Here is a 19,471-nt window from a genome sequence, read left to right on the forward strand (position 1 = left end):
GACCAGAGCCGTTCTGATTGTTGTATGCATGTTTTTTTTATGCTTTCCTTATGATTACCTCACCGCTCAAAGGAAGAACAGGTTTGACATCGTCATCGCAACACTATCTGGTCATTACTGCGCTGGGTGCCGATCGCCCAGGAATTGTGAACACCATCACGCGTCATGTCAGCAGTTGCGGCTGTAATATCGAAGACAGCCGACTGGCCATGCTGGGTGATGAGTTCACGTTTATCATGTTGCTGTCGGGCACCTGGAATGCCATCACCCTGATTGAATCAACCCTGCCATTAAAAGGCGCAGAGCTGGATTTACTCATTGTGATGAAGCGTACGACCGCGCGCCCCCGTCCGGCAATGCCTGCTACGGTATGGGTGCAGGTCGATGTCCCTGATTCTCCCCATTTGATTGAACGCTTCACCGCTCTGTTTGACAGCCACCAAATGAATATTGCGGAACTGGTTTCACGCACGCAACCGGCTGAGAATGGAAAGGCGGCGCAGTTGTTTATTCAAATTACCGCACATAGTCCTGCGTCACATGATTCGGCAAATATTGAAGATGCGTTTAAAGCACTCTGTACAGAACTCAATGCGCAAGGCAGTATTAACGTCGTCAATTACTCACAGCATGATGAACAGGATGGAGTTAAGTAATGAACCCACTGAAAGCCGGTGATATCGCACCGAAATTTAGCTTGCCGGATCAAGACGGAGAACAAGTAAATTTAACCGACTTCCAGGGACAGCGTGTTCTGGTTTATTTTTACCCGAAAGCCATGACACCCGGCTGTACCGTACAGGCCTGCGGCCTGCGCGATAACATGGATGAGTTAAAAAAAGCGGGTGTTGAAGTGCTGGGGATCAGCACTGACAAACCAGAGAAGCTTTCCCGATTCGCGGAGAAAGAAGTCCTGAATTTCACGCTCCTGTCCGATGAAGATCATCAGGTTTGCGAGCAGTTCGGCGTCTGGGGTGAGAAGTCATTTATGGGAAAAACCTACGATGGCATCCACCGCATCAGCTTCCTGATTGATGCCGAAGGGAAAATTGAGCATGTGTTTGATGACTTCAAAACCAGCAACCACCACGACGTAGTAATGAATTGGCTGAAAGAGAACGCCTGACCGTGAAATGCCGGATGGCGGCGTGAACGCCTTATCCGGCCTACAAATGCACGCGCGTAGGCCGGATAAGACGCGTTAGCGTCGCCATCCGGCAGATGACCGCCCGGTTACTCAAACGTCCCTTTCACGCACGCTTTCTGCTCCCTGACTACGGCTTTTCCCTTCGCCCACAGGTGATGAACTTCCAGCGCGTCGTTGAGCACCAGAATGTCCGCATCGCATCCCACCGCCAGACGCCCTTTATGCTCCAGTGCCAAAAATTCTGCGACCGTACGCGTCAGCGGACACAGCGCCTGTTCCAGCGGTATGGCATGAATCTTCACCAACTGGCGCACCGTCTCAGCCAGTGATTCAAACCCCGCGACACCGATGCCAGTGAGATTGCCAAGCTCATCAAATTCCGGCTGGCTGCCGTTGCCATCCGAGCTAAGGGTAATGCGCGACAGCGGCACGTTCTGGCGCAGCGCCGTGGCGATAGCCGTGGCCGGGTCGACGGGCTCATCAATGCTGCTGGTAATGTCGATATAACCGCCTTTACGGGCATACTCCAGCGCCGCCTGGAACAGCGGTTCCGCACGGTTAACGTGTGTCGGCAACAGTTTAGTAATCGGCACATCGCAGCAGTCGAGGATCTGGTACAACGGTTCCAGCATGCGCGGGCTGTCGCCCATATGGAAAACGCTGATCCCTGGTTTGCGCCCTAACAACCCGCCGACGCGCGACTGCGCGGCCATGTTTGCCAGCGCCGAGGTATCCGGGGCTGAGGAACGATGGTCCGAAATCGCACATTTCACGCCAATAACTTTATCAATCAGTGCCACGTCGCGATCGATACTGCCGGTGATAGTCGGGGAAGGCAGAGAATACGCCCCGGTCAGCATCCATGCGCTGATGCCTTCAAACTCCAGCGCGCGGGTTTTTGCCAGCAGCGATTCCGGGTGACGGGTAATGCCATCGGTCCCCAGCAAACCCACCACCGACGTGACGCCAGCTTCAACCAGCCGTGACAAGCGCACTTCCGGCGTGCGGGTATGCGGCCCCGCCTCCCCACCGCCGCCAATAAGATGGACGTGTTGATCGATAAATCCTGGGCACACAATCGCGCCGTCAAGATTGATACACTCGCAACCGGGAAAGTCTTCAGGAGAAATTGACGGGGCGATGGCAACAATTTTGCTGCCGGAGACCAGTATATCCTGTCGCCCTAAATCTTCCGGCGCATACACGTGTCCCTGCTGGAACAACGTCAAATCAAGAATTGAACAGTTCATAACCTTCCTTGTCAGGCAATAACCTGCATAACCCAAATAGAGAGCAGCGCATTAATGACGCATACCGCAATAATTAGCGGGTAATAACGAGGATGAACCCCCGCGGTCCCCAGACAACGGCCCACATTTTGCACCGGATTGCCCATCAGGTAGATAGCCGGTAACAACACCGTGGCATCATGTCCCGAAAGCGTACCGGCGACAACCAGGCTGGCGCACACGCCGACGCCGCCTCCCATACTCATCACCGCTGCCAGCAGCACAGTGGCAGATTCCCCCGGCAGCCCCCACAGCGCCATTACCGGCTCGCATACCCGCCCGACAACCTCGAGCAGCCCTGTCACCTTCAGCGCCTGAATAATCACAAACGCCATCACCACGTTAGGTAACAGACTGGTTGTTGCAATGGTAAACCCGCGCCGTGCGCCATCGATAAACATATCCATGACGTTTTTACGTACCTGTGTTGTCATCTCACGCCTCCTGCTGCATACGGCGATTTTCCAGCTGCGCGATCCATACACGCAACAGGTTCGCGCCCACAAATTTGAAGACAAGGATCACAGCCAGCGGCGTAATCACCGGAACGGTCACCATCGTAAACAGCGCTGCGCCAGAAGAAAAATAGTTGGTAATGCACGCGCTGCCGCTGGTTTGCCAGCAGGCAAAAATAGCGCGTTCCTGCTCTGTGATAATGCCCTCTTCCGCCATTTCTTTGGTCATCCCTGCCGCGGCATCGGTATTTTGCAAATTCGCAATCAACGCCAGCGAACAAATACCCGGAATGCCCAGTAACGGACGCAGGACCGGCGTCATCAGCTGTTGTGCCGCGCGCAACCCACCCAACCCTTCGGTGACGGAAATAATCCCGAGCGAAAGAATGACGGAAGGCGCCAGTTCAAGCGCGAATAAGAAGCCGTCTTTTGCCCCCATCCCCCCAGTGCCACGAAAAGAGACTGCCGTGTCGCCCGCAGCATTAATCTGCCCAAACGCACCGTTGAGGACGGTGAAGTCAAAGACCCGCCACCATTCGGTACTTTTCGCAAACATGCCGGAAAAAAGAATAATCGTAATAAAAAAAGCGAGATAACCGCCCCATCCCACCTTTTGCTGCGTGTGTGTGCTGTGACCCATTTTGTTCTCCTGTTGGCCTTAATCCTTGTGTGACTAAAAGACATCACGATGGTCAAGTTAAAGACAAACGCGGAGAAAAACGACAGCAGAAGAGATTATTCAGAAAGTGTGGATAGAGGTCAGACAAGTTCAGATCCGGCGACATGATATCGCCGGATCTTGCAGATTAGGGTTCGTCAACGACCTGACCATCCGGCCAGGCATGCATTACCGCTTTGATTAACGTCGCCAGAGGAATCGCAAAGAATACGCCCCAGAATCCCCACAGACCGCCGAAAATCACCACGGAGAGAATAATCACCAGTGGATGCAGATTGACCGCCTCGGAGAACAACACGGGAACCAGCAAATTGCCGTCCAGTGCCTGGATTATCAGGTACACAGCAAAACAGCTCCAGAACTCGGTGCCAAGCCCGAACTGGAACAGCGCCACGCCAACCACCGGAATCGTCACCACAAAAGCGCCGATATACGGGATCAGCACAGAGAACCCGACCAGCACCGCCAGCAGCAGCGAATAGTTGAGACCAAACAGCAGGAAGCCGAGCCAGGTTGCTACGCCGACCACCACCATTTCCAGCACCTTCCCGCGGATATAGTTGGTGATTTGCTGATTCATCTCTTTCCATACCTGCCCCGCCAGCCCGCGGTTACGCGGCAGCACCCGGCGCACGGCGTTCAGCATCTGTCCTTTATCTTTGATCAGAAAGAACACCATCAATGGGACGAGAACCAGGTAAACCGCCAGCGTCAGCAAACCGACCAGTGAGGCCAGCGAATATTTCACCACCGAATCGCCCATGGTGAGCATTCGCGAGCGCATATTTTCCGCCATCGCATCAATGATGCCCGCATCCATCAGCGCCGGGTAACGTCGTGGCAAGGTGGCGGCAAAATCAGACAATTTATTGAGCATGCCGGGCATGTCGCGGATCAGGTAAATTCCCTGCTGCCACGCAACGGGCATCACCACAAAGGCCATCAGCAGTAAAATACCGACAAATACCACCAGCACAATCGATGTCGCCCAACGCCGTGAACACCCAATATGTTCCAGCCGCACTGTCGGCCATTCAAGCAGGTACGCCAGCACAATGGCGACCAGCAGCGGCGCCAAAAGACCGCTAAAGAAAAACAGGATGCCAAAACCGGCAACAAGAATAATCAGCAGGGCGATGGCTTCGGGGTCGCTAAAGCGGCGACGATACCATTGCATCAACATTTCGAGCATAAAACCCTTCCATGAACCCAATAGCGGGATTGCGATCCCGAATTGTATCGAAATGTCACAAAAAAGACTTCGCTTTTTATGGCTGATTACGCAAAGTGAAAAGACATTTTTCCTGGGTGTTCATCGTCAGGTTTCGCAGTTACACTCCGTAAGCTTGCGGAGTGTGAACGATACTTCACAGCATCGGTCAAATGGCTATCTCAAAAAAGAATACAGGACAGAGGTTATGTTCAGGCAGTTGAAAAAAAACCTGGTTGCTACCCTCATTGCCGCACTGACTATCGGTCAGGTTGCGCCCGCATTTGCTGATACTGCGGACACCCTGCCTGATATGGGAACGTCGGCAGGCAGTACGCTTTCCATAGGACAGGAAATGCAGATGGGCGATTATTACGTACGCCAACTGCGCGGCAGTGCGCCATTAATTAACGATCCATTGCTCACCCAATACATTAATGCGCTGGGGATGCGTCTGGTCTCGCACGCCGACTCGGTAAAAACGCCCTTCACCTTCTTTTTGATTAACAACGATGAAATCAACGCCTTTGCTTTCTTTGGCGGCAACGTTGTCCTGCACTCCGCACTATTCCGCTATTCCGACAACGAAAGCCAGCTGGCATCGGTTATGGCGCACGAAATTTCCCACGTTACACAGCGTCACCTGGCGCGTGCCATGGAAGATCAGAAACGCAGCGCACCGCTAACGTGGGTTGGCGCATTAGGTTCAATTTTATTAGCAATGGCCAGCCCGCAGGCGGGTATGGCGGCGCTGACCGGTACGCTGGCGGGTACACGTCAGGGAATGATCAGCTTTACGCAGCAAAACGAACAGGAAGCAGACCGCATCGGTATTCAGGTGCTGCAACGCTCGGGATTCGATCCCCAGGCCATGCCAACGTTCCTGGAAAAACTGCTCGACCAGGCTCGTTACTCTTCGCGTCCGCCGGAAATTTTGCTGACTCACCCCCTGCCGGAAAGCCGTCTGTCTGATGCCCGTAACCGCGCCAACCAGATGCGCCCGGTGGTCGTCCAGTCGTCAGAAGATTTTTATCTGGCTAAGGCACGAACCTTAGGCATGTACAACTCTGGTCGTAACCAGTTGACCGATGACCTGCTGAGTAGCTGGTCGAAAGGCAACGTACGTGAGCAACGTGCGGCCCAGTATGGCCGGGCATTGCAGGCGATGGAAGCCAGTAAATACGACGAGGCGCGTAAAGCGCTGCAACCGCTGCTGGCGGCAGATCCTAACAATGCCTGGTATCTCGACCTGGCAACGGATATCGATCTCGGCCAGAAGAAAACCAGTGATGCCATTAACCGCCTGAAAAACGCCCGCGACCTGCGCACTAACCCGGTTCTGCAGCTCAACCTGGCGAATGCCTATTTACAGGGTGGACAAGCCAAAGAGGCGGCGACCATCCTGAATCGCTATACGTTTAACCATAAAGATGACCCTAACGGCTGGGATCTGTTAGCGCAAACGGAAGCCAACCTGAGCAACCGCGATCAGGAGCTGGCGGCGCGCGCGGAGGGGTATGCCCTAGCGGGACGTCTGGATCAGGCTATTTCGATGCTTAGCAGCGCAAGCTCTCAGGTGAAACTGGGTAGCCAGCAGCAGGCCAGATACGATGCCCGTATTGACCAGCTACGCCAGCTGCAAGAACGCTTTAAACCGTACACGAAGATGTAATTATCGAACCTTTGCCGGATGGCGACGCTGTAGCGTCTTATCCGGCCTACGTCAGACGCAATATGTAGGCCGGATAAGGTCTTTTGGCCGCCATCCGGCAGTATTGTTATGCAAGGAGAAGTCATGTCAGACGCGATTAAAATCTACCATAACCCACGTTGTTCCAAGAGCCGTGAAACGCTGGAATTACTGAAGTCCAACGGCGTGGACCCGGAAGTGGTGTTGTATCTGGAAACGCCGGCTGACGCAGCAACCCTGCGTGAACTGCTGCAGATGCTCGGCATGTCCAGCGCGCGTGAACTGATGCGCCAGAAAGAGGATCTCTATAAGTCGCTTAACCTGGCGGACAAAAATCTGAGTGAAGATGCGCTGATTCAGGCAATGGTGGAAAACCCGAAACTGATGGAGCGCCCGATTGTGGTTGCCAAAGGTCAGGCTCGAATTGGACGCCCGCCTGAGCAGGTACTGGAAATCGTCGGTTAACCTGCAACCTGCCGCAGTCTGCTCGGCTGCGGCGCTTACAGCTTCAGAATTTCTTTTACGAACGGAATGGTCAACTTACGCTGGGCGGTGATCGAAGCATGATCAAGCTGATCCAGCGTCATAAACAGCGTTCGCATTTCTCGATCCAGACGCTTTAGCAGAAAACGTCCCACATCTTCCGGCAGTTCAAATCCACGAAGTCTGGCGCGTAATTGCAACGCCTGCAGCTTATCTTCATCGGAAAGCGGTTGTAGCTTGTAGATTTGCCCCCAGTCCAGGCGTGAGGCGAGATCCGGCAACCCCAGATTCAGCTGTCTTGGCGGACGATCGCCGGTGATCAGCAAACGCGTTTTCCCCGACTCCAGGATACGGTTGTAGAGATCAAAGATCGCCATTTCCCACAGCGAATCGCCGGCCACACATTCGATGTTATCAATGCAAACCAGCGATAAATGCTCCATCCCGTCGAGCACCTCGGGGACGAACCAGGTGCGTTTGTCGAGCGGCACGTAGCCTACCGCATCGCCGCGCGCGGACAGTTCCGCACAGGCTGCATGCAGCAAATGACTACGGCCAGCGCCTTCACGCGACCAGAGATAAATATACCCGCTATGTTCCTGACGCAGCACGTTTTGCAGTGCAGCCAGTAAAGAGGAGTTATCCCCCGGCCAGAAACTTGCGAAAGTTTCGTCGTCAGGAAGATAAAGTGGCAAAGAGAGCTGTGCCGGTGTGTTCAGAGATACCTCAACCCAGGATTTCATAAAATCGCGTTGAGTTTAACACAGAAATACGTCGCGATAGAACCGGGCAGCGCTGCCGCCCGGTCAGAGATTTACTGTTGCGGACTGTCTGCATCTTTCGCGTCAAGCACGACTTCTTCCGGACGCAGCAGGCTGATAACTTTGAAAATCAGGCTCAGACAGACACCAACGATGGTCGCCAACGCCATGCCTTTCAGCTCTGCGGCACCGATGTGAACTTTCGCACCACTCACGCCGATGATCAAAATAACCGACGTCAGGATCAGGTTCTGCGCCTTGTTATAGTCAACCTTTGACTCGATCAGTACGCGAATACCAGAAGCGCCAATCACGCCGTACAGCAGCAGCGATACGCCACCCATAACCGGCAGTGGAATGATTTGGATCGCCGCCGCCAGTTTACCCACGCAGGAGAGAAGAATGGCGAAAATTGCCGCACCGCCGATAACCCAGGTACTGTAAACGCGGGTGATCGCCATTACGCCGATATTTTCGCCGTACGTGGTGTTCGGCGTAGAGCCGAAGAAACCAGAGATTACCGTAGACAGACCGTTGGCAAACATAGAACGATGCAGGCCAGGATCGCGAATCAAATCTTTTTTCACGATATTCGCCGTTACCACCAGGTGCCCGACGTGTTCAGCGATGACCACCAGCGCCGCTGGCAGGATGGTCAGAATGGCAACCCATTCAAAACGCGGCGTGTAGAACGTCGGCAGCGCGAACCAGTGGGCCTGCGCAATCGGCGTAGTGTCCACAACGCCCATCACGAAGGAAAGCGCATAACCGGCCAGCACCCCGATCAGAATCGGGATAATCGCCATAAACCCGCGGAACAATACGGAACCAAAGACCGTTACCGCCAGCGTCACCATAGAAATGATGATGGTTTTTGAATCCGGTAATTGCCCCTCAGCAGGCAGTAACCCCGCCATACCCGCAGCAACGCCAGCCAGCTCCAGACCGATGACGGCAACGATTGCGCCCATCGCCGCAGGCGGGAACATGACATCCAGCCAGCCGGTTCCTGCCTTCTTAACAATGAAAGAAACCAGGCAGAACAGGACGCCACACATAATGAAACCGCCCAGCGCCACTTCATACCCTAACGGCAGCAGCAGCAGTACCGGGGAAATAAATGCAAAGCTTGAACCCAGATATGCGGGAATTTTACCCTTACAAATAAAGAGATACAGCAACGTACCAATGCCGTTAAACAGCAGAACGGTAGCCGGGTTGATGTGGAACAGGACTGGCACCAGTACCGTTGCGCCAAACATGGCGAACAGGTGCTGCAAACTAAGCGGGATTGTCTGTAAAAGCGGCGGTCTTTCACTCACCCCGATAGCACGGCGCGTCATAGTGTTTTCCTCTGAGTGTTGTTTGTTATTAGCCATTGGGTTGTTTTATTCAAAAAAAAGCCGACTCTTAAAGTCGGCTTCTTTTCACTTATTCGTTTACTTAGTACCAAAAATCTTATCGCCGGCATCGCCGAGCCCCGGAATAATGTATCCGTGCTCGTTCAGTCCCTGATCGATGGAGGCGGTGTACAGCTCCACATCCGGGTGCGCTTTTTCCAGTGCCGCGATACCTTCCGGTGCTGCAACCAGGACCAGCACTTTAATGCTGGTGCAGCCTGCATTTTTCAGCAGATCGATAGTGGCGATAACAGAGCCGCCGGTTGCCAGCATTGGGTCAACGATCAGCGCCATACGCTCATCGATGTTAGAAACCAGCTTCTGGAAATACGGAACCGGCTCCAGCGTCTCTTCGTTACGGTACATACCAACAACGCTGATACGCGCGCTCGGAACGTTTTCCAGAACGCCTTCCATCATGCCCAGACCCGCACGCAGGATAGGCACAACGGTGATTTTTTTGCCTTTGATTTGGTCAACTTCAACTGGACCGTTCCAGCCTTCAATGGTCACCTTTTCGGTTTCCAGACCAGCGGTTGCTTCATAAGTCAGCAGACTGCCAACTTCCGAGGCGAGTTCACGAAAGCGTTTAGTGCTGATGTCGTTTTCACGCATCAGTCCCAGCTTGTGTTTGACGAGTGGGTGTTTGACTTCCACGATCTTCATACTCTTCTCCTTTCCTCAGACGAATGGCAACCACAAAAAAAATCGCCGGATTATACCGCTTTTCCTCTCTGGCGCAACACTGCATACGCTTGATATGGATCAACCAAAGTCATTTGCGTCTGAATGATGAGTATAAAACAAGCCCCGCACTGATGGCGGGACTCGCTGTCAATGCTATGAATTTTAAAGATATTCAGCATTGGTCTGGATGACTTTTTGATACCACGAAAAAGATTTTTTAGGTGAGCGCGTTAATGTCCCGCTACCGTCATTATTTTTATCGACATAGATAAACCCGTAGCGTTTTTTCATCTCCCCTGTCCCGGCAGAGACTAAATCAATGCAGCCCCACGGGGTATATCCCATCAGATCCACGCCATCTTCCACCACCGCTTTTTTCATCTCACGTATGTGGGCGGCAAGGTAGTCGATACGGTACTGGTCGTTAACTGTACCATCGTCCTCGCGCACATCAATGGCGCCAAATCCATTCTCCACAATAAATAGTGGCAGTTGATAATGATCCCAGAACCAGTTCAGTGAATAACGTAGGCCAACCGGATCAATCTGCCAGCCCCAGTCCGATTTCTGCACGTACGGGTTGGAAACCAGGCTTTTCGACTCGTCGTAATCCAGCTGTGGGTTGTCCGCCGTTGCCTGGGTCGCGAAAGACATATAATAGCTAAAGCCGATGTAATCAACGCAGCCCTTGGCCAGCGCCTGACGGTCTTCCTCGGTGATATCCAGTTCAAAGCCACGACGGGCAAAGTAGTTGAGAAGATGCCGCGGGTATTTGCCGCGCACATGGACGTCAGTAAACCAGTAACGCCGGTGCATGGCATTCATCGCCATCATCATATCGTCTGGCGCGCAGGTCAGCGGATAGATTGGACACATGGCAATCATGCACCCTATTTGTAATTCCGGGTTAATCTCACGCGCGACCTTTACCGCCAGCGCGCTTGCCACCAGCTCATAGTGCGCCGCCTGGTACATGACCGGCTCGCGGTCTTCGCCAGGCTGGTATTTCAGACCTGAGTTAGTAAAGGGCGCGAAATCTTCGTGATAATTTGCCTGGTTGTTAATCTCATTAAACGTCATCCAGTACTTCACTTTGTGCTGGTAACGAGTGAATACCACCCTGGCAAAACGGACAAAGAAATCGATAAGCTTGCGGTTGCGCCAGCCGCCGTACTCCGTCACCAGATGGTAAGGCATCTCAAAATGCGACAGCGTAATCACCGGCTCAATGCCATATTTCAGGCATTCGTCAAACAGGTCATCATAGAACTGTAGGCCAGCCTCATTGGGTTGTTCTTCATCGCCTAAGGGGAAAATACGTGTCCAGGCAATAGAGGTGCGAAAACATTTAAACCCCATTTCGGCAAACAGCTTTATGTCGCCTTTATAGCGATGATAAAAATCGATGGCCTCATGGTTAGGGTAATTTTTACCGGCAATCACACCGTCGGTAATTTCACGCGCCACACCATGCGCTCCCGCGGTCATGACATCGGCAACGCTGACGCCTTTTCCGCCCTCCTGCCAGCCACCTTCCAGTTGATGAGCAGCGACAGCACCACCCCACATGAAATCTGCTTTAAATCCTGACATACCCTTCCCCTATCGTGATGACTCTGCGCAAAACGCTGTTGATGAGGTCCGCAACAGAAAACAGAAACCGGTTTCAGTACGATACTGTGCATTCGGCTAACAGGATTCAAGCACAAGACTGTACCCGGTTTCATTTTCGTGGCGCAGCTCAAACAAATAGATAAATGATTGTAAAATGCTGAAAAAACCAGCAGATAAAACTTGATGCAGAGCAGGCTCGCAAACGTTTGCTTTCCCTGTTAGAATTGCGCCGAATTTAACTTTTACTGCAAGTAAACATGTGGGGAAGCAGGCAGTGACCGATAAAACCTCTCTTAGCTACAAAGATGCCGGTGTTGATATTGATGCAGGTAATGCTCTGGTTGATCGAATCAAAGGCGTAGTAAAGAAAACTCGTCGTCCGGAAGTTATGGGTGGTCTGGGTGGCTTCGGTGCGCTGTGCGCATTGCCGCAAAAATATCGTGAACCGGTACTGGTTTCCGGCACTGATGGCGTTGGTACAAAACTGCGTCTGGCGATGGATCTGAAACGCCACGACACTATCGGCATTGACCTCGTCGCAATGTGCGTCAACGACCTCGTGGTTCAGGGCGCTGAGCCGCTGTTCTTCCTCGACTACTATGCAACCGGCAAACTGGATGTGGACACCGCAGCCAGCGTCATTAACGGGATTGCCGAAGGCTGCCTGCAGTCTGGCTGTGCGCTGGTCGGTGGGGAAACAGCTGAAATGCCGGGGATGTACCACGGCGAAGATTACGACGTGGCAGGTTTCTGCGTTGGCGTCGTCGAAAAATCAGAGATTATCGACGGTTCAAAAGTGGCTGACGGTGACGTACTGATTGCGCTCGGCTCCAGCGGCCCGCACTCCAACGGCTACTCTCTGGTGCGTAAAATTGTAGAAGTCAGCGGTTGTGACCCAGAAACCACCGAGCTTGAAGGCAAGCCGCTGGCCGATCACTTACTGGCCCCTACCCGCATTTACGTGAAATCCATTCTGGAACTGATCGAGAAGGTTGATGTGCACGCCATTGCCCACCTGACCGGCGGCGGCTTCTGGGAAAATATTCCACGCGTTCTGCCAGACAACACGCAGGCAGTGATCGACGAATCTTCATGGCAGTGGCCAGCCGTCTTCAACTGGCTGCAAACGGCGGGTAACGTCAGCCAGCATGAGATGTATCGCACCTTTAACTGCGGTGTAGGTATGGTTATCGCCCTGCCAGCTCCGGAAGTGGACAAAGCCCTTGCTTTGCTCAATGAGAAAGGTGAAAACGCATGGAAAATCGGTATCATCAAAGCTTCTGATTCCGAACAGCGTGTGGTCATTGAATGAAAAACATCGTGGTGCTCATTTCCGGCAACGGAAGTAATTTGCAGGCGATAATCGACGCCTGCGAACAGAAAAAAATCAATGGCACCATACGTGCAGTATTCAGTAACAAGGCCGATGCGTTCGGCCTTGAGCGCGCACGCGAAGCGAATATTCCGGCACACTCGCTGGAAGCCGCCCAGTTTGCCAGTCGCGAAGCATTCGACCGCCAACTGATACAAGAGATTGACGCCTATGCACCCGATGTCGTGGTGCTGGCCGGTTATATGCGTATCCTCAGCCCGGCGTTTGTCGCTCACTATGCTGAACGATTGCTGAATATCCACCCGTCTTTATTGCCGAAGTATCCCGGCCTGCATACGCACCGCCAGGTACTGGAAAACGGCGATGAAGAACATGGTACCTCAGTCCATTTCGTGACGGATGAGTTGGACGGCGGACCGGTCATTCTCCAGGCCAAAGTCCCAGTATTTGAAGGCGACAGCGAAGATGACGTCACGGCACGGGTTCAGGCTCAGGAACATACCATTTACCCGCTGGTGGTAAGCTGGTTTATCGACGGTCGCCTGAAGATGCGTGATAACGCTGCATGGCTGGATGGCGTTCGTTTGCCTCCACAAGGCTACGCCGCCGACGAATAATAAAAAAACCAACCTGTAAGCCGAATGTCACCATCCGGCTTACAGGCATAACTACCTTTTCCGGTTAATACCACCGGTATTCATCTACGCTCCCCCTTTCTCTTTGCTATCAGACGGTTTATTGTCATATTTTTCTGGCACAGTTGGACATCTGAGAGCAATGCTCGCCATAATAAATCGGTAGTGTCCCGTGAATGAAACGGAGTAAAAGTGGTAATGGGTCAGGAAAAGCTATACATCGAGAAAGAACTCAGCTGGTTAGCGTTCAACGAACGTGTACTCCAGGAAGCTGCTGATAAGTCAAACCCGTTGATCGAACGGATGCGTTTCTTAGGCATCTATTCCAATAACCTCGACGAGTTTTATAAGGTTCGTTTTGCCGAACTGAAGCGCCGAATCATTATTAGCGAAGAACAGGGTTCAAACTCTCACTCCCGCCATTTGTTAGGCAAAATCCAGGCCCGCGTATTAAAAGCCGATCAGGAATTTGACGGCCTGTACAACGAGTTGCTGTTGGAAATGGCGCGCAATCAGATTTTCTTAATCAACGAACGCCAGTTGTCGGTCAATCAGCAAAGCTGGTTGCGTCATTACTTCAAGCAATATCTTCGCCAGCACATCACGCCGATCCTGATTAACCGCGAGACGGATTTAGTCCAGTTTTTGAAAGATGACTACACCTATCTGGCGGTAGAAATTATCCGTGGCGATACGATCCGCTACGCGCTGCTGGAAATTCCTTCCGACAAGGTTCCTCGTTTTGTGAATCTGCCGCCGGAAACCCCACGCCGTCGCAAACCGATGATCCTGCTGGACAACATATTACGTTACTGCCTTGACGACATTTTCAAAGGGTTCTTTGATTACGACGCACTGAACGCCTATTCGATGAAAATGACCCGTGACGCCGAATACGATTTGGTGCACGAGATGGAATCGAGCCTGATGGAGCTGATGTCATCCAGCCTGAAACAGCGTCTGACCGCAGAACCTGTACGTTTTGTCTATCAGCGTGACATGCCCAACGCGCTGGTCGAGGTACTGCGTGAAAAACTGACGATTTCTCGCTACGACTCGATTGTTCCCGGCGGGCGTTACCATAACTTCAAAGACTTTATTAACTTCCCCAACGTTGGTAAAGCTAACCTGGTGAACAAACCGCTGCCGCGTCTGCGCCATATCTGGTTCGACAACGAGAAGTTTCGTAACGGCTTTGACGCCGTTCGTGAACGCGACGTGCTGCTGTATTACCCCTATCACACCTTTGAGCACGTTCTTGAACTGCTGCGCCAGGCCTCTTTCGACCCGAGCGTGCTGGCTATAAAGATCAACATCTACCGTGTGGCAAAAGATTCACGCATCATAGATTCAATGATCCATGCCGCGCACAACGGTAAGAAAGTCACCGTGGTGGTGGAATTGCAGGCCCGCTTCGATGAAGAAGCCAACATCCATTGGGCCAAGCGTCTTACCGAAGCAGGCGTTCACGTCATCTTCTCCGCGCCAGGCCTGAAAATTCACGCCAAACTGTTCCTTATCTCGCGTAAAGAAGGTGATGAAGTCGTGCGCTATGCGCATATCGGGACGGGGAACTTCAACGAAAAAACGGCACGCCTGTATACCGACTACTCGTTGCTAACTGCCGATTCGCGCATTACCAACGAAGTGCGTCGGGTGTTTAACTTCATCGAGAACCCGTATCGCCCGGTGACGTTCGATTATCTGCTGGTTTCCCCGCAGAACTCACGTCGTCTGCTGTACGCGATGATCGACAAAGAGATCGCCAACGCGCAGCAAGGACTGCCTTCCGGCATTACGCTAAAACTGAATAACCTGGTCGATAAAGGTCTGGTTGACCGCCTCTATGCGGCCTCAAGCTCAGGTGTGCCGGTCAATTTGTTGATTCGTGGTATGTGTTCTTTGATTCCGAATCTGGAAGGTATCAGCGACAATATTCGCGTTATCAGCATCGTTGATCGCTATCTTGAACATGACCGGGTCTATATCTTCGAGAACGGGGGTGACAAGCAGGTGTATCTCTCCTCCGCTGACTGGATGACAAGAAACATCGACTATCGTATCGAAGTTGCCACACCACTTCTTGACCCGCGCCTTAAGCAACGCGTGCTGGATATTATCGATATCCTGTTCAGCGACACGGTGAAAGCCCGCTTTATTGATAAAGAACTGAGTAATCGCTACGTACCGCGCGGAAACCGCCGTAAGGTTCAGTCACAATTGGCGATTTACGATTACATCAAATCACTCGAGCAACCTGACTAAAGATATGCCAATACACGACAAGACTCCACGACCGCAAGAATTTGCTGCGGTCGACCTTGGTTCAAACAGTTTCCATATGGTCATTGCCCGCGTGGTTGATGGCGCAATGCAAATTATTGGGCGACTGAAACAACGCGTACATCTGGCGGATGGCCTCGGCGAAGATAACAAGCTGAGCGAAGAGGCCATGGAGCGCGGGCTAAGCTGTTTATCACTGTTCGCCGAACGTTTGCAGGGGTTTCCTCCATCAAGCGTATGTATCGTGGGAACCCATACTTTGCGTCAGGCACTGAATGCGACTGATTTTCTCAAGCGAGCGGAAAAAGTCATCCCCTACCCAATTGAGATTATTTCCGGCAACGAAGAAGCCCGATTGATCTTTATGGGCGTTGAACATACGCAGCCGGAAAAAGGTCGCAAGCTGGTTATCGATATCGGCGGCGGCTCAACAGAACTGGTGATCGGGGAAGATTTCGAGCCTAAACTGGTCGAAAGCCGCCGTATGGGCTGCGTCAGCTTTGCCCAGATGTATTTCCCGCGCGGTGTAATTAACCGTGAAAATTTCCAGCGTGCCCGCATGGCGGCTGCGCAAAAGCTCGAAACCTTAACCTGGCAGTTTCGCATTCAGGGCTGGAACGTTGCGCTGGGCGCATCGGGCACCATTAAAGCAGCCCATGAAGTGCTGCTGGAGATGGGTGAAAAAGACGGTTTTATCACCCCCGAACGTCTGGACAAGCTGACATCTGAAGTGTTGAAGCACGCGTCATTTGATGCGCTCAGCTTGCCGGGGTTGTCAGAAGAAAGAAAAGCAGTATTTGTACCCGGACTCGCGATTCTGTGCGGCGTTTTTGACGCGTTAGCTATTCGCGAACTTCGCCTTTCTGATGGTGCGTTACGTGAAGGCGTGTTGTACGAGATGGAAGGCCGTTTTCGCCACCAGGACGTTCGCAGCCGTACCGCCAGCAGCCTGGCGAACCAGTACAACATTGACAGCGAACAGGCCCGGCGCGTACTAGAAACGACGATGCAAATGTACGACCAGTGGCATACGCAGCAGCCAAAGCTGGCCAATCCCCAACTGGAAGCGTTACTGCGTTGGGCAGCAATGCTGCATGAGGTTGGGCTGAACATTAACCACAGCGGTTTGCATCGCCACTCTGCGTATATCTTACAAAACAGCGATCTTCCTGGTTTCAATCAGGAACAACAGCTGATGATGGCAACATTAGTTCGTTATCATCGCAAAGCGATTAAGCTCGACGACTTGCCCCGCTTTACGCTGTTTAAGAAGAAACAGTTTCTGCCGTTAATTCAGCTGCTGCGCCTGGGCGTGCTGTTGAATAATCAGCGTCAGGCGACCACCACACCGCCGACTTTGACCCTGATAACCGACGACAGCCACTGGACCTTACGCTTCCCGCATGACTGGTTTAGCCAAAATGCGCTGGTGCTGCTCGATCTGGAGAAAGAGCAGCAATACTGGGAAGCCGTAACAGGCTGGCGACTCAAAATTGAAGAAGAGAGCTCACCCGATATCGCCGCATAAGATCTCAGCAGGTGTCAGTTCATCTGGCACCTGCTTTTCCAGAGTTTCATTCAACGGCAGTGGCTCACCAATCAGATACCCCTGCATGTAATCAATCCCCAGCGAAATCACCGCACTGCGTATTTCTTCGCTTTCGACGTACTCCGCAACCACCAGCATTCTTTTCATCCGCGCCAGATGGCAAATAGAGGCCACGATTTGGTAGTCGAGGCTGTTCGAAACAATATTGCGAATAAAGCTACCGTCAATTTTCAGGATATCGGCATTCACATTTTTCAGCCGCGCATAGCTGGCATACCCAGTACCAAAATCATCAATCGCAATCTGACAGCCCAGTGATTGCAGCTGCAGCAACGTTGCCTGTGCCTGTTCCGCATTGGTCAAGGCATTGCTTTCCGTCACTTCAAAGATAAGTTGCCATGCTTCAACCTTGTACTTATTCAGTAACTGATTGATGTCATTAGGAAGTCGCGCGCGACATACTGAGGTGGGTGATAAGTTGATAGCAAACCGGTGGGCGGGCATTTTTTCCCGATTCTGCGCCATAAATTTCAACGTATTTTCAATCACCCACAGATCGATACGGGATGACAAACCAAACTCATGGGCTACCGGCAAGAAGTTATCAGGGGCAATAGTTTCACCGTCATCCCCCTCAAGCCGCAGCAGGATTTCGTGATAAACGTCGCCACGTACGCCAAAAATCGGCTGCGCCTTCAGGAAAAAGCGATTGTTCTCCAGCGCCTGCTGAATACGGTTCATCATCGCAACCTTATCTTTCAGGTCGCGTTGCAGGTGCATCACACCACGCCGCTGCAAATTCTCTGGTGAATTGGTTGCCAGCGATAATTCGGCAATGGTACTTAACTCTCCCAGCAACAAATAGATATGGTTAACAGGAGAACGGACATAGCAAAAGCTGATCCCAACCTGCGGTTGCAAAGGCATTCCGTCCCAGACAAAACGAAACTGCTTGATATGCCTGTCCAGTGCTTCAATGCGTTCCTGGTGTAGCTCAGTGTTAAAACGCAGGATTAAATCATTACCTGACAATTGATAGACATGCTCATCCTGTTCAAGCAACGGTGTTATCCACTGAGCCAGTTTTTGCTTGTACTGGATACGCAGCATAATGCCGTAATTTTTCACCAGCAGCTCCATGCCCGGAACACCCAAAAAGCAAAGCACTGACCATGGCGCGTTTTTCAAATCCCGGTTCAAAGCGCGCAAATTCGGAATATGCACCATAGGGTCAAAGAAGGCCAGGCGATGGTTGCGCCGGGTAACAAAACGTTGACGCGTTGCCAGGACAGCAATGAAATTCACGATGAAGGAAAAAACCAGATAACTTGATGAGGTAATGGCAAGCTGCGTATCATAACCCGAATACCAGGGCATATAGCGCTGATAATAATGAATTGCGGTAATAAGTACGACCGCCCATATTAACGAAATAAATTTATAACCGTAACGCATTGCCCCCCACAGCATGACAGGCAGTAACAGTGACAGTGTATAATTCGTGCTGAATATTGAGCTTTGTTCATTGAGCGGCATACACAACATTGCCATTAGCACAGTCAATATAATCAACCAGACCGCAAACTCTGTTTTAGTCACTTTGGTATCAAACTGCTGCTTTAACTGAGAAAAATAGCCTCTCAGATGCAAGGGGTTGCGAATTGTTCGAATGATGAAATAACACAGCGGCACACCTACAAGATTCCCCGCGAGTATGGACTGATAGTTGATCAATGTGCCTGTATTGAAGGGCATAACGCCCACCATGCCGGATTTGCTTTCATAAACACCCACAAATGCAGCAAACTGGAAGAGTATCAGAAACAGCGTTGCCGGGCAGAAGACTTGCCAGAACATACGCTGAAACAACAGATGAGAGTCGCCGTGGGAAACGTTGTTTCGTCGGGGAGAAAATACTTTATATCCTCCCCAGCTAAGCACGATTGTAACTATAAAGTGCGAAATTATTGAAAGTGTTTCAAATAACCCGACCTGCGGATATTTGTACCAGATAATGGAAATGATAATACCTGGCAATGCCGCCCAGCCAAAAAAAAGCATCAGGCTAATCATCAGCGCTAACGGCAGGTAGAAAAGAATTACGGCCCCCGTACTAATATGGGCATAGGTGGTGGCAGTGCTCAATATAGGCAACAACAAAGAAGGTAAGATGAGAGGTAATGCCCACCATCTATCTCTAATACCAATATAATTTTTATTGAGTTTCATAGATGCTCAGTAGAATCCCACACATCC

Annotated in this window: 17 protein-coding genes; 8 read left to right on the forward strand and 9 right to left on the reverse strand. The window is 51.8% G+C overall.

The window, feature by feature from the left end:
- Positions 1-83 precede the first annotated feature (83 nt).
- Both ACHHZ7_RS03815 and bcp read left to right on the forward strand, forming a co-directional pair.
- Positions 84-656: a glycine cleavage system transcriptional repressor gene (locus ACHHZ7_RS03815; protein WP_003037954.1), complete on the forward strand. Its 573-nt coding sequence runs from the start codon at positions 84-86 to the stop codon at positions 654-656.
- The gene (gene bcp / locus ACHHZ7_RS03820; RefSeq protein WP_003835095.1) at positions 656-1,126 is read left to right on the forward strand and encodes a thioredoxin-dependent thiol peroxidase; all 471 of its coding nucleotides are present in this window, start codon (positions 656-658) and stop codon (positions 1,124-1,126) included. The genes ACHHZ7_RS03815 and bcp overlap by 1 nt, the downstream gene beginning before the upstream one ends.
- A gap of 107 nt (positions 1,127-1,233) precedes the next feature.
- Here the strand turns inward: bcp and iadA are convergent, their stop codons facing one another.
- The 4 genes from iadA to ACHHZ7_RS03840 all read right to left on the reverse strand — a co-directional run bounded on the left by iadA (position 1,234) and on the right by ACHHZ7_RS03840 (position 4,762).
- Positions 1,234-2,397 carry a beta-aspartyl-peptidase gene (iadA, locus tag ACHHZ7_RS03825; protein WP_057066937.1) on the reverse strand — a complete coding sequence of 388 codons (1,164 nt, stop codon included), beginning with the start codon at positions 2,395-2,397 and terminating at the stop codon, positions 1,234-1,236.
- A gap of 11 nt (positions 2,398-2,408) precedes the next feature.
- Positions 2,409-2,870 carry a YjiG family protein gene (locus ACHHZ7_RS03830; protein WP_003835099.1) on the reverse strand — a complete coding sequence of 154 codons (462 nt, stop codon included), beginning with the start codon at positions 2,868-2,870 and terminating at the stop codon, positions 2,409-2,411.
- 1 nt (position 2,871) lies between these two features.
- Positions 2,872-3,531, reverse strand: a complete 660-nt coding sequence (locus ACHHZ7_RS03835; RefSeq protein ID WP_032944189.1) for a nucleoside recognition domain-containing protein — start codon at positions 3,529-3,531, stop codon at positions 2,872-2,874.
- 166 nt (positions 3,532-3,697) lie between these two features.
- Entirely contained in the window at positions 3,698-4,762 is a 1,065-nt protein-coding gene (locus ACHHZ7_RS03840; RefSeq protein ID WP_003037941.1) for an AI-2E family transporter, read from the reverse strand.
- A gap of 226 nt (positions 4,763-4,988) precedes the next feature.
- Between ACHHZ7_RS03840 and bepA the strand changes: the two genes are divergently transcribed.
- Together bepA and arsC are read left to right on the forward strand one after the other, a co-directional pair.
- A complete protein-coding gene (gene bepA / locus ACHHZ7_RS03845) occupies positions 4,989-6,452 on the forward strand; it encodes a beta-barrel assembly-enhancing protease (RefSeq protein WP_008785438.1) in 1,464 nt (487 codons plus the stop codon).
- Between the two features lie 123 nt (positions 6,453-6,575).
- Positions 6,576-6,935 carry an arsenate reductase (glutaredoxin) gene (gene arsC / locus ACHHZ7_RS03850; RefSeq protein ID WP_003037937.1) on the forward strand — a complete coding sequence of 120 codons (360 nt, stop codon included), beginning with the start codon at positions 6,576-6,578 and terminating at the stop codon, positions 6,933-6,935.
- Between the two features lie 35 nt (positions 6,936-6,970).
- On the opposite strand, the gene ACHHZ7_RS03855 is transcribed toward arsC, so the two are convergent.
- The 4 genes from ACHHZ7_RS03855 to ACHHZ7_RS03870 form a co-directional block, all read right to left on the reverse strand.
- Positions 6,971-7,672: a DnaA inactivator Hda gene (locus tag ACHHZ7_RS03855; protein WP_211924219.1), complete on the reverse strand. Its 702-nt coding sequence runs from the start codon at positions 7,670-7,672 to the stop codon at positions 6,971-6,973.
- 95 nt (positions 7,673-7,767) lie between these two features.
- Positions 7,768-9,057, reverse strand: coding sequence for a uracil permease (uraA, locus tag ACHHZ7_RS03860; RefSeq protein ID WP_003835107.1), 1,290 nt, complete (start codon positions 9,055-9,057; stop codon positions 7,768-7,770).
- Positions 9,058-9,153: 96 nt separating this feature from the next.
- Entirely contained in the window at positions 9,154-9,780 is a 627-nt protein-coding gene (gene upp / locus ACHHZ7_RS03865) for a uracil phosphoribosyltransferase (protein ID WP_003835110.1), read from the reverse strand.
- A gap of 183 nt (positions 9,781-9,963) precedes the next feature.
- On the reverse strand, positions 9,964-11,394 hold the full coding sequence (locus ACHHZ7_RS03870; protein WP_060683454.1) for a 6-phospho-beta-glucosidase: 1,431 nt from the start codon (positions 11,392-11,394) through the stop codon (positions 9,964-9,966).
- A 295-nt stretch (positions 11,395-11,689) separates the two neighbouring features.
- On the opposite strand from ACHHZ7_RS03870, the gene purM reads away from it, so the two are divergent.
- From purM to ppx, 4 genes are all read left to right on the forward strand, one after another.
- On the forward strand, positions 11,690-12,727 hold the full coding sequence (purM, locus tag ACHHZ7_RS03875) for a phosphoribosylformylglycinamidine cyclo-ligase (RefSeq protein WP_020996702.1): 1,038 nt from the start codon (positions 11,690-11,692) through the stop codon (positions 12,725-12,727).
- Positions 12,724-13,365 (forward strand): phosphoribosylglycinamide formyltransferase, encoded by a 642-nt coding sequence (gene purN, locus ACHHZ7_RS03880; protein ID WP_008785442.1) that lies wholly within the window; start codon positions 12,724-12,726, stop codon positions 13,363-13,365. The genes purM and purN overlap by 4 nt, the downstream gene beginning before the upstream one ends.
- Positions 13,366-13,581: 216 nt before the next feature.
- Positions 13,582-15,648 (forward strand): polyphosphate kinase 1, encoded by a 2,067-nt coding sequence (ppk1, locus tag ACHHZ7_RS03885; protein WP_032944192.1) that lies wholly within the window; start codon positions 13,582-13,584, stop codon positions 15,646-15,648.
- A gap of 4 nt (positions 15,649-15,652) precedes the next feature.
- Complete coding sequence (gene ppx / locus ACHHZ7_RS03890; RefSeq protein WP_032944195.1) at positions 15,653-17,194, forward strand: exopolyphosphatase; 1,542 nt, start codon at positions 15,653-15,655, stop codon at positions 17,192-17,194.
- Here ppx and ACHHZ7_RS03895 read toward each other — a convergent pair.
- On the reverse strand, positions 17,174-19,444 hold the full coding sequence (locus ACHHZ7_RS03895; protein WP_057069344.1) for a sensor domain-containing phosphodiesterase: 2,271 nt from the start codon (positions 19,442-19,444) through the stop codon (positions 17,174-17,176). The genes ppx and ACHHZ7_RS03895 overlap by 21 nt on opposite strands.
- Between the last annotated feature and the right edge of the window lie 27 nt (positions 19,445-19,471).

Origin of the sequence: Citrobacter freundii complex sp. 2024EL-00216 (assembly GCF_043945515.1) — a bacterium.
GTDB classification, from domain to species: domain Bacteria; phylum Pseudomonadota; class Gammaproteobacteria; order Enterobacterales; family Enterobacteriaceae; genus Citrobacter; species Citrobacter portucalensis.

Excerpts from the sequence above, each read along its gene's own strand:
- ACHHZ7_RS03830 (WP_003835099.1), bottom strand. The coding sequence starts at position 2,870 with ATGACAACACAGGTACGTAAAAACGTCATGGATATGTTTATCGATGGC.
- purN (WP_008785442.1), top strand. The coding sequence starts at position 12,724 with ATGAAAAACATCGTGGTGCTCATTTCCGGCAACGGAAGTAATTTGCAG.
- iadA (WP_057066937.1), bottom strand. The coding sequence starts at position 2,397 with ATGAACTGTTCAATTCTTGATTTGACGTTGTTCCAGCAGGGACACGTG.
- ppk1 (WP_032944192.1), top strand. The coding sequence starts at position 13,582 with ATGGGTCAGGAAAAGCTATACATCGAGAAAGAACTCAGCTGGTTAGCG.
- ACHHZ7_RS03840 (WP_003037941.1), bottom strand. The coding sequence starts at position 4,762 with ATGCTCGAAATGTTGATGCAATGGTATCGTCGCCGCTTTAGCGACCCC.
- bepA (WP_008785438.1), top strand. The coding sequence starts at position 4,989 with ATGTTCAGGCAGTTGAAAAAAAACCTGGTTGCTACCCTCATTGCCGCA.
- ppx (WP_032944195.1), top strand. The coding sequence starts at position 15,653 with ATGCCAATACACGACAAGACTCCACGACCGCAAGAATTTGCTGCGGTC.
- ACHHZ7_RS03870 (WP_060683454.1), bottom strand. The coding sequence starts at position 11,394 with ATGTCAGGATTTAAAGCAGATTTCATGTGGGGTGGTGCTGTCGCTGCT.
- ACHHZ7_RS03835 (WP_032944189.1), bottom strand. The coding sequence starts at position 3,531 with ATGGGTCACAGCACACACACGCAGCAAAAGGTGGGATGGGGCGGTTAT.
- bcp (WP_003835095.1), top strand. The coding sequence starts at position 656 with ATGAACCCACTGAAAGCCGGTGATATCGCACCGAAATTTAGCTTGCCG.
- ACHHZ7_RS03895 (WP_057069344.1), bottom strand. The coding sequence starts at position 19,444 with ATGAAACTCAATAAAAATTATATTGGTATTAGAGATAGATGGTGGGCA.
- upp (WP_003835110.1), bottom strand. The coding sequence starts at position 9,780 with ATGAAGATCGTGGAAGTCAAACACCCACTCGTCAAACACAAGCTGGGA.
- uraA (WP_003835107.1), bottom strand. The coding sequence starts at position 9,057 with ATGACGCGCCGTGCTATCGGGGTGAGTGAAAGACCGCCGCTTTTACAG.
- arsC (WP_003037937.1), top strand. The coding sequence starts at position 6,576 with ATGTCAGACGCGATTAAAATCTACCATAACCCACGTTGTTCCAAGAGC.